General features: G+C 68.6%; 8 protein-coding genes and 2 pseudogenes. 3 read left to right on the top strand and 7 right to left on the bottom strand.

Annotated elements, in window-relative coordinates; all coding sequences use genetic code 11:
• Window positions 1–457: 457 nt before the first annotated feature.
• From AQJ27_RS38275 to AQJ27_RS38285, 5 genes and pseudogenes are all read right to left on the bottom strand, one after another.
• Window positions 458–1,429 (bottom strand): patatin-like phospholipase family protein, encoded by a 972-nt coding sequence (locus AQJ27_RS38275; protein WP_235613747.1) that lies wholly within the window; start codon window positions 1,427–1,429, stop codon window positions 458–460.
• Between the two features lie 96 nt (window positions 1,430–1,525).
• Entirely contained in the window at window positions 1,526–1,678 is a 153-nt protein-coding gene (locus AQJ27_RS56700) for a hypothetical protein (protein ID WP_159064496.1), read from the bottom strand.
• Between the two features lie 53 nt (window positions 1,679–1,731).
• On the bottom strand, window positions 1,732–2,433 hold the full coding sequence (locus AQJ27_RS38280; RefSeq protein WP_067379355.1) for an SDR family oxidoreductase: 702 nt from the start codon (window positions 2,431–2,433) through the stop codon (window positions 1,732–1,734).
• A 601-nt stretch (window positions 2,434–3,034) separates the two neighbouring features.
• A pseudogene (locus AQJ27_RS60955) lies at window positions 3,035–3,184 on the bottom strand (IS256 family transposase); the annotation flags it as partial.
• Window positions 3,185–3,225: 41 nt separating this feature from the next.
• Window positions 3,226–3,849: a TetR/AcrR family transcriptional regulator gene (locus tag AQJ27_RS38285; protein WP_067379358.1), complete on the bottom strand. Its 624-nt coding sequence runs from the start codon at window positions 3,847–3,849 to the stop codon at window positions 3,226–3,228.
• 372 nt (window positions 3,850–4,221) lie between these two features.
• On the opposite strand from AQJ27_RS38285, the gene AQJ27_RS38290 reads away from it, so the two are divergent.
• Together AQJ27_RS38290 and AQJ27_RS38295 are read left to right on the top strand one after the other, a co-directional pair.
• On the top strand, window positions 4,222–4,449 hold the full coding sequence (locus AQJ27_RS38290) for a hypothetical protein (protein ID WP_425275258.1): 228 nt from the start codon (window positions 4,222–4,224) through the stop codon (window positions 4,447–4,449).
• Between the two features lie 121 nt (window positions 4,450–4,570).
• Window positions 4,571–5,017 (top strand): nitroreductase family deazaflavin-dependent oxidoreductase, encoded by a 447-nt coding sequence (locus tag AQJ27_RS38295; RefSeq protein ID WP_067379360.1) that lies wholly within the window; start codon window positions 4,571–4,573, stop codon window positions 5,015–5,017.
• Between the two features lie 198 nt (window positions 5,018–5,215).
• Here the strand turns inward: AQJ27_RS38295 and AQJ27_RS38300 are convergent, their stop codons facing one another.
• A complete protein-coding gene (locus AQJ27_RS38300; protein WP_268814598.1) occupies window positions 5,216–5,614 on the bottom strand; it encodes a winged helix-turn-helix transcriptional regulator in 399 nt (132 codons plus the stop codon).
• 187 nt (window positions 5,615–5,801) lie between these two features.
• On the opposite strand from AQJ27_RS38300, the gene AQJ27_RS38305 reads away from it, so the two are divergent.
• Complete coding sequence (locus AQJ27_RS38305) at window positions 5,802–8,897, top strand: SpoIIE family protein phosphatase (protein WP_159064497.1); 3,096 nt, start codon at window positions 5,802–5,804, stop codon at window positions 8,895–8,897.
• A 93-nt stretch (window positions 8,898–8,990) separates the two neighbouring features.
• Here AQJ27_RS38305 and AQJ27_RS38310 read toward each other — a convergent pair.
• A pseudogene (locus tag AQJ27_RS38310) lies at window positions 8,991–10,013 on the bottom strand (MFS transporter); the annotation flags it as partial.
• Window positions 10,014–10,260: the final 247 nt, after the last annotated feature.

Here is a 10,260-nt window from a genome sequence, read left to right on the forward strand (position 1 = left end):
CTGACCCTCGCTCAGAAATGGGACCTCACGGTGACCGAGCTCATCAGGAACGTCCACGCACATCCGACTCTGAGCGAGGCGGTCCAAGACGCCCTCCACGGCCTCGCCGGCCACATGATCAACCTTTGAACTTACGGTACTTGCCTGCCCGCCGGACAAGGACAACGGCCACCCATGGTGTCGCTTTCCTGTGCCGGCTACTGGAGGTGGTGAGGACTTCGCCCCGGCCGTCGGCCATCGCTTGCATGCCGCCGACCGCCGACGCGTCGCCACGCTCGACCGACCGGCCCCACCCACGGCCGGTCCACCTCCGGGACGGGACCGCTCGGCCTCGTCGGCGTCGGCGTCAACGTCAACGCGACCGCGTAGCACCTGTGGTGACATCGTCGACTTTCGACTCAATCCCCACGGACGCTCAGCTCGGCGAGCAGTGAGTCGCGATCCTCACCGCTTTAAGTCAGTACAGGTGGCTGTGAGCCTCGTGGACGGCGGCGCGCCCGGCTTCCAGTGCGGTTTCGAGGAGGTCGCCCTGGCGAGCCAGGCGGCCGACCGGCGGCGTGCCCGGGGCGGGGCGGATCGAGACGATCGCCGGGTGGTGGGCCAGGGCGGTGTCGTCTTCGGCCAGGCGCGCCTCGCGGTCGAGGAACACCCTGCGCAAGGCAGCAGGCTCACGGCGCAGCAAAGTCCTGGCGATGACCGGGGCGGAGCGCGAGGGGCGCGCCGCGTCGATCGCACGCCGGGATCGCAGCACCATGACATGGGTCGCGCCCTGGGCCAGCGCGGTTCGGTAGGGCACGGATTCGGACACGCCCGCGTCGTAGAACCGGCGCCCACGCATGGTCACGGGGTCGCCCGCCAGGAGCGGCAGGGCGGCGCTGGCCCGCAGCGCCAGGCGCAACTCCGCGGCGTCGCCGATGAAGGGCCCCAGGTCGGTGGACTCCCCGGTGGCGGCGTCGGTGGCGAGCGGGTGGTACTCGATGTCGCTGTCCAGGATCGAGGCGAAGTCCATCGGCGCGAAGTCCTGGTCGCCGTAGCGGTAGAGCACCTCGTAGAAGGCGTACAGGTCTACGAGCGGCCGCCCGCGCAGAGGGTTCGAGGGGCGGATCGCCGTTCTGGCGTAGCGGGGACGCGCCCAGAAGCGCAGCGACTGCGGGCTGCTGCTCAGCAGCCACGCTCCGGACGCGGCACCGGCGGAGGCGCCGTAGACGGCGTCGAAGCCGTTGGTCAGGCCGAGTTCGTGGAGAGCCAGGGCCATCCCGCCGGCGATGATGCCGCGCATCCCACCGCCCTCGATGGCCAGGGCGACGCGGTGCCCGTCGGCGCGTGCGCCGGGCCGACTGTCGGACTGTGCGCGCTCGGTGAGCACGCGCCAGACCGGGTGCGGCCCCTCGGGCTCTGTCGCCGCAGCAGGTGTGGCGTTCATCGTCATCGTGGTCACGGCTCCAGGGGACTGCTCGGGGGCGGGTTCTGCGCACAGGATCGGGGACGGCACGGCGTGGGGCGCCGCCCCGGTGTTGCTCGACTGCTACTGGCCGGCCTTGCGGGCGTTGGCGGCCTTGGCCGAATGCCACAGTGTGCGACGGTTCTCCCGGCCGGGGTGGAGACAGACCGTCCGAGCGACGATGTCGGCGGTGATGGTTTCGTCGGCGAACGTCTGGGTGGTGGTTGCGGAGTTCATGGCTTCCATCCTTCTCCGCAGTGGTTTTCGAGGCCGACTCGGGGTCTGAATGGTCAGTGCGCAAGCTGCGGGTAGAGCGCGCCGAGGTCGCCGGACAAGCCGGCCTTGACCTGGCGGGTCACCTCGTCGGCCAGGACCTCATAAGCGTCGGTTTCGACGCCGTCCAGGGCCAGCGCGGCAACGCTCGCGGGGGAAGACTTTGGGGCGTCGATGCGGGCGGCCAGATCGGTGTCGACGTAGCCGACGTGCAGTCCGGTGACGTTGATGCCGCGGGGCTTGAGGTCCACGCGCAGCGAGTTGGTCTGGGACCAGAAGGCGGCCTTGGACGCGCTGTAGGAGCCGCCGAGGGCGATCCAGGACACCACCGAGTGCACATTGAGCAGGTGGCCGCCACCGTTGGCCTCGATGATCGGGACAAAGGCCCTGGTGGTGAGCAGCGGTCCGTAGAAGTTGGTCTCGAACTCGCGGCGCACGTCCTCTATCGGCGACGTCAAGTAGGAGGCGGCGACGGCCGCGCCCGCGTTGTTGATCAGGATCGTGACGTCCGGCGCGGCCGCCGCCGCGGCGGCCACCGAGGCCGGGTCGGTGACCTCAAGGGCCAGCGCGACGGCGTCGGGGTGGGTGACGGTCCTCGGGTCGCGGGCGGTGGCGTACACCTTCTTGGCACCCCGCGTGTACAGGTCTTCGACCAGCGCCTTGCCGATGCCCCTGCTACCCCCGGTGACCAGGACGGTCGAGCCTGCGATTGCGGTCATGGACCTTCTCCCCTTCTCCTCAAACGGTGGAAACCGATCAGTTTCAGATCACCGTAAACTGATCGGTTTCCACAGGCAAGTCGACGACGCACCCTGTCCGGCATGAACGCGGGTTCGAGCACTGGCTGTACGCCAAGCTCCCCGCCGCGACGACAGCGCTGCCCACGGCGGCTGCCACACCTTGCGCGCCAAATGCCTTGGGGGCCAGCGGAGTTCATCCGCCTGTTGTCCGACGGCGCCCATTGGGCCGACGGCATCCACACCGAGGCAGCCCCGCTCGCCTGCCCGCCGCGGAGCGAGTCCCACGCACGTGCCTTTGCACCGGCCCCCTTGTGCATGAGAGGGGCGGTCAGGGCCGAAACCTGCGACAGCACGGTCGTTGATCAACGTGACTCCGACGAGAATCACCGACAACGGCGGCTACTCGCAGAGACGGAAAACCCTCGCGCGCACCGTCGAAGACAGGAAACCCGCAGCGGGCCACTGCCGCCACCCGCTGACGCCCCATGACCCACAAGGCATGTGCTTGACCCGGCGCCCTGCGGGCCTAGATCTCCCGGCGGATGCGCGCGTTGACCGACTCGATCGCGTTTGTCGTGCAGACAATGCGGCGGTCGCGGTCAAAGTCACGGTCACGGGGCATCGGTCTCTCTACCGGCCCGCCGTCGGTCAGCACGGTCTTGCACCGCGTGCCGTTGCGGAAGTTGCCGCCATTCTTCCTGGCTGGTCCACGCCGTCGACAATCGAGGTGCGCGGACGCGGTCGGCTACAGGCCGGGCGCTTCAACGGGGGTCAGACCTCCGCACGAGGCGGCTCTGCCCTCGGGATCAGGGCCACGGCGGATCGCGCCGCCTGCTTGAGCGTCGTGGCGTCGACATCCGCCTTGGCAATGGAATCGATGCCCCTGATGACGCTCAGCAGCAGATACCCCAGAGCCGAGGAGTCGACATGGTCGGCCACTTCCCCTGCGTCCTGGGCGTCGCGGATCGCGCCCGCGAGGACGCCGGCGAGGTCGTCGAACGCGCGGCGGGCCGTCTGCGCCACCTCCTCGTCCTCACCGGCACGGTCCGCGGTGACCTTGGTGAGGAAGCATCCACGGTGGGGCGACTCGTCGGCGAAGGCGCCGGCCAGGGAGACGAGGTAGTGCTCGAGTCGCGCCATCGGTGAGGGAAGCACCGCTTTCGGGCCGCCCTGCAGCTGCTCGCGGGCCTGAGCGACGAGGCCCCGGCAGTAGTCGGAGAAGACACGCACGTACAGGTCGTGCTTGTTGCCGAACGCCTTGTAGATGCTGCCCTTGCCCAGCCCGGTTGCCTCCATGAGGTCATAGGTGGACGTGCCGACAAATCCAGTCGTCCAGAACTGGTCGCGTACGACATTCAGCACAGCGGCCTCGTCGAAGCCTCGCCTTCTTCCCATGCCGCCAGGGTACGCCGTTGTGGTCCACCTGGACCACAACAGCCGGTGACCCGCTCACGACACACGGCTGTTCTCCTGACCGCATCATCCCGCCCGGGTGAGGAAACACAGGCCCGGCACCCACCTCCATGAACTCCACCGGACACCTGAACTCCATTTTTTATTTGAACACCAATGGAGGTTTGGTCTACTTTAGAGACCACTACGGGGAACCACCTCGTCCGACTTGCCAAGGAGTCCCAGATGACCCAGGTTGTTGCCCCCCAGCCGCGCGTAGGTGTTGCCTTTCAACTCCGCCTCCAAGAGCAGGGACAAGCTCAACACCCTGAACTTCCTGGCCGCCTTCGCCGCCCAGCACCACATGAGATCTGGGTGGGCCTGGGACTGGCCCCGGGCTGGAACGCCCTCCAGGCCGGCGAGAACGACCTCAACCGGCTCGGCTTCTGGGTAGGTGCGGGCGCCCAGACCCCTCAGGACGGTGGCATCGAGACGGTGCACGAAGCCGACATCGCCACCGCCGAACACCTCGGGGCGCGGGTCACCGCACAGGCGGCAGCCCTCACCGTCGGCCGGGCCACCCTGGCCGAAGTCACTGCCTGACCCGTCCCGGCACCCCAACTTCCCAGTACTCCATGGGCCTTCTGGTGAAGAGCCCTCCTCTTACCGGGACCGCGAGGATCCTCACGGTCCGTGCCATGAAGAACGACTAGGAGCACGAACAATGCCTCTGCACGGTGAATACAAGCCGAGCGCTACCTCGTGGGTGCGCGACCAGGTCGCGCAGTACGAGGCCACCGAAGGCGCGGAGGGCGGGACCTTCCTGGACCTGCCGGTCATCATCCTGACCACCAAGGGCGTGAAGTCCGGAAAGATCCGCAAGATGCCCCTGATGCGGGTGGAGCACAACGGCTCCTACGCGGTGGCCGCCTCCAACGGAGGGGCCGACACACACCCTTCCTGGTACCAGAACGTCGTCGCCCATCCCCTTGTCGAGGTGCAGGACCGAGCGGTCAAGCAGGACATGATCGCCCGCGAGCTCCACGGCGAGGAGAAGGCCGAATGGTGGAAGCGCGCGGACGCCGCCTACCCACCCTTCGTTGAGTACCGGGCCGGGACCGACCGCGACATCCCGCTCTTCGTCCTCGAACCGGTTGCCGACGAGCGCTGACCGGCTCCCACCCGGGTGGGGCGTACGGAACGGCACCGCCCCACCCCCGCGGACCCGCAGCGGCGACACGACGGTCTCGCCCCCGCCGGCCCCACACCGTCAAGGCTGGCTTCCACCGATGTCACGGTCCTCGACGACAGCCATGCCGACACCATCGAGGCACTCAACACCCAGCGCGCGGAGGCCTGGTGGCCAGCCTCACACCCCCTGGTCGGAGGCGTGGCGCTGGTCGTAGGCGACGCGGGCCGCGTGCACGCTTGCGGCCCGCTTCTCGGTCCAGGAACACAGCGCCCGGGTCTCCTCGGCGATCTCACTGCCGAGGTCCGTCAGCCCGTACAGCACCAAGGGCGGCAAGACCTCAGGGTCGACGCTGCGCAGGACCAGGCCGTCACGTTCCAGCGTCCGCAGGGTCTGCGACAGCATCTTCCGGCTGATCCCACCCAGGGACCGCTGCAGCTCCGAGTACCGCTGGGCACCACGCTCCCGCATGCTCGCCAGCATGAGCAGGGCCCATTTGTCGGCCAGGTCCACAAAGACATCACGACTGGGACAGGCCGCATCGAGGATGTCCATCGGCCGGTCCGAGTCGATGGTCACTGACCGCTCCTGCTCTACCATGACCGCATTCTATACCAGGAAACCAAGGGCCCCCATAGACTCTTATGGAGTCATGGTCTCCAGCTCTCCAGTGAACTCTTGCCGGATGGGAGTCGGGGGCGCGAGCCAGTTCCGGCCGTGCGGCCGCCACCGTCGGGGATGCGGTCGGCCGAGCGCTCGCCTCCACGTGCGTCAGCTCGCCGAAACCGGTCGTTCCGAGCTGGAACCGGTCGCTCTGGCATCGGAGCAGATCACCCATCCCGAAAGCCAAGATCTTCGGCATTTCGCCCATTCGGATAGGTTTGTCTATATATTCCCTTGCCGCATTTCCTTGCCGGGTTACAGGTGGGAGACGATGTCAGACAAGAGCAGGTGTACCCAGCAGCCGCAGGCGGCGGAAGGCGCCTCCTCCGGCGCCCCGACACAGGCTCTCCGCTCCCGCTTGCCGCCCGCACACGGCGCGGATTTGCGCGCTTACGACACGCTACGGCAGGGACTGAACCACGCGGTGACAGTCACTCAGGCCATGGGCGGAATGGTGCACCTCGGGCCCCTGGGGAGCAGCGGCCTGTACTTGGCGGTGGAGAGCAACGTCGAGGGGCCGACAACGCAACGCTGGGAAGAGATCGACCGCCGCTCGCCGGAGGCTCCCGCATACGCGGTACGCACCAACGCCCCGGCATGGACGGCGCCGACGAGCCCCGAATTCGCCGCGTGCTTGCCTGGCGTGCCCTCGGGAGCCGGACTGCTCTCTGTTCCGGTTCCGGTTCCGGTTCCGAGGCCGGTACCGGCCACGGACGAGCCCCTCGGCGTACTGTCCGTCTTCACCCGTACGCCGGAGGAGCCGGCCCTGCACCAGCAACTGACGGCCGTGGCAAGCTGGATCGCCGACTGCCTGTGCGACAGCCCGGGACCTCCTCGACCTGAGGACGCGGGACGCCCGGCCGACCGCGACACCACGGATCTCCCCGTCGGATTCTGGGGCTGGGATTTCGGGACCGGCACGGTGATCTGGGACGATGCCGCGCTCGGCATCCTGGGGATCGACGCGAAGGGATTCGACGGGCGGATCCGTACCTGGCGGCGACTGGTCCACCCGCAGGATCTCCCGCAGGTGCTGGCCCGGGCCGACGAGGCCATCCGCGCCCGCACGCCTTACCAGGCGGAATTTCGGGTCTGCCGGCCGGATGCCGGCATGCGCCGGGTGGAGGTCCGGGGTCAGACATCGAGTGCCGACGACGGCTCCGGCCCGTGCCTGGCCGGGATCGTGCGTGACATCACGTCGGGCCACCTGGCCAAGGACCCGGCGGAGCGAGTCCTGTGGCCTGCGCACAACGGATTCCTGGCCGTCGACCGCTCCTGGCGGATCATCTTTGCCAATCCGGACGCCGAGCGCCTGCTCGCCCCGTCGCGGCAGTTGCTCGGGCGGGTGCTGTGGGATGCGGTTCCGGCGCTGTGCTCGCCCGGCATGGAGGACGCCGGCAGGCAAGCGGCGGCCGAGGGCAGACCGACCGAGCTGGACATACGCACGTACACCGGCCGACGGCTGCATGTGCGACTGGCCCCGTTGCCGGACGGCCTGACCCTGTGCATCACCGACATCAGCAGCACCCGGCACCCGCAAGTCGACGAGGCCTCCGCCGAGGGCGCTGCCGTCGAACGCACCATGCGCATCGTGGAGCTGACCCGAGCCCTTGCCGGTGCGGTCACCGGACATGACGTGGCCGATGTGATGGCCACCCACATGGTTTCCCTGTTCGGCGCCAAAGGCGTCAGCGTCTGGACTCACGAGAACGGCCGAGCGTTTCTGATGAGCAGTGCCGGCCCCAAGGAGAGCCTCGACCGCTTCGAAGGCGCCCGCATCGCAGAACTTCCGGCGTCTGCCCAAGCCTTCATCGAGGGCACCTTGGACTTCATCTCCTCCGCGGAGGAGTTCATCAGCCGCTTCCCCGCGCTTGCCGACCTGCCCGCTGCGAGCGGGGCCCAGGCATGGGCGATGCTGCCGTTGATCGCCTCCGGGCACACCGTGGGCGCTTCCTGTGTCGTCTATGAGCATCCGCACGCCTTCAGCCACGAGGAACGCACCCTGTACACCGCCATGAGCGGCATGGTCGCCCAGGCCTTGGAGCGCGCCCGGCTGTACGACGCCGAGCACCGCCGGGCCCAGGAACTCCAGCGCGGTCTGCTCCCGCGGTGCCTGCCGGCCCTGCCCGCTGTGACCACCTCCGCCCGTTACCAGCCCGCCGGTGACGGCACGAGTGCCGGCGGCGACTGGTACGACGTCATCCCGCTGTCGGCCGAGCAGGTTGCTCTGGTCATCGGAGACGTCATGGGGCATGGCGTGTCCGAGGCCGTCACCATGGGCCGACTCCGCACCGCGGGCCGTACGCTCGCTGATCTCGAGCAACCTCTGGACGAACTCTTCTTCCACCTCAACGAAATCGTCAGCGGCCTCGGGGACGGCTTTTACGCCACCTGCCTCTGCATCGTCTACGACCCGGTCAGCCGCATGTGCCAGGCCATCACCGCCGGCCATCCTCCGCCCGTCGTCCTCCGGCCCGACGGAACGAGCTACTTCCCGGACCTGCCGGTCAATCCCCCGCTCGGCGCCGCCACCCCGCCCTTCGACACAGCCGAGTTCAGCCTGCCCGACGGCGCAATCCTCGCGCTCTACACCGACGGCCTCGTCGTAACCGGCGGACTGGACATCGCCGAAGGCATGGGACGCCTCGCCCGCCACCTCCGCCCCGCCCACGTCCAGGTGACAGAGACACTCGACGACCTGTGCGACCGCCTGATCACCACCCTGCTGCCCGACCAGCGCAGCCGCGATGACAGCGCACTGCTCGTGGCCCGCACCCAGGCGCTGGCTCCCGAGAACGTCTCCTGCTTGCAGTTGCAAGACGACCCCACAGCCGCCGGCCAGGCCCGCGCGCATGTCCGAGCCCAGCTCGCCGCCTGGAACCTGGATGAGCTGATCATGACTACCGAACTCGTCGCCAGCGAGCTCGTCGGCAATGTCGTCCGCCACGCAAAAGGGCCGATCACGCTGCGGCTGCTGCGCGGCCGAACCCTCATCTGCGAAGTCGCTGACGCCAGCCCCGCGATGCCCAGAATCCGTCGAGCGGCCGACACCGACGAGAACGGCCGCGGCCTCCAGCTGATCTCCGCTGTGACCAGCCGGTGGGGCGCCCGCTACACAGGGTCCGGCAAGTGCATCTGGACCGAGCAACTCCTGTCCACCGACCCGCTCGGTGAGCGAGTCTCGTACGAGTCCGCGTGAGGCGGGCGCCCGGTCCCGACGCAAGACGTCGACCGGCCACCTGTCTGCCTGCCGCCAGCCGTGCCGCCTCCAGCAACCTGCGCGCTTGCCGGGTCAGCTGCGTGCATTGACGCGGTACTGCGCGACCAGGCCGACGGTTGCGGCGACGAGGACGGCGACACCGTAGCCGAGGACGGTGCCCCGCAGACCGACCGGAGCGATCAGGAGTCCTGCGATGACGGCCGGCACTCCGAAGCTCAGGTAGGCGACCAGGTAGATGGATGCGAAGAGCCCTGCCCTCTGGTGGGGCTGTGCGAGCGGGGCGATGGTCCGGATGGCGCCGGAGAACGAGGCGCCGAAGCCCACACCGCCGATGATGCCTCCCACCCACAGCAGAGACAGCATCCCAGTGGCGACACCGGCCTCGATCACGGCGGTTCCCAGCAGCACACCCACGCCGCCGACGAAGATGGTGCGGCGTGCTGTCAGACGGCCGAGGAACAGGCCGCCCACGGCGGCTGCCGCGGGCTCGACGAAGGCCGTGGCACCGTTCAGAAGACCACTGTGCAGGCCCAGCAGGTCCCGGATGATGGTGGGAACGAGCCCCATGAAGAGACCGGCCAACATCCATGCGGCCATGTGCACGGGAATGCTCGCCAGGAACTCACCACGTGCGGCCCGTGGGATGGAGACGCGGGGAATGAGGGTGCGTGCCGCTTCAGGACGCCTGGCGACGGTTTCCGCGGAGAACGCGGCGACGGCCGTGCCGACGACCATGATCACGGCAAGGGCCGTGAACACGATCGCAGTCGCCTGACTGCTGAACTGGACCGCTGCGCCGGTCAGCAGGGCGCCCAAGCCGAGCCCGCCCGCCGGAGCGATGCTGGTGATGATGGTGCCGAGCTTCTTGTGGCGTTGCGGAGCATGTTCCACGACCGAGGCGGAGAAGGCGCTCGTGGCCGCGCCGGTGGCGATGCCCTGGATGGTGCGGGCCGCGATGACCCAGCCGATGTCCGGAGCGAAGACGAACATGAGCATCGCCCCGAGCTCCATCAGGAGCGAGCCGACCAGGACGGGCCGGCGTCCGATGTGGTCGGACAGCGATCCGGCGACCAGCAGGGCCGCCAGCAGGCCGAGCGCGTAGGAAGCGCCCCGGAGCCTCCTAAGGCCAAACTTTGCGCATTAGGGTCACTGTAAACCCGGAGGAGGCTTAACGCCAAGCCGTGTGCGTTATAGTGGTGGGATGGTTGGAGAATCGTCCCCGCGGCGGCGCACCGGCGGCCGCAGTGCCTTGGTGCTGACGTCCATCAGGAAGGCCGTCGAGGAACTGATCGCCGAGCGGGGCAGCGACGCTGTCACCATCCCGATGGTCGCGGAGCGTGCA

The organism is Streptomyces olivochromogenes (assembly GCF_001514115.1).
In the GTDB taxonomy this organism is placed as follows: Bacteria; Actinomycetota; Actinomycetes; order Streptomycetales; family Streptomycetaceae; genus Streptomyces; species Streptomyces olivochromogenes.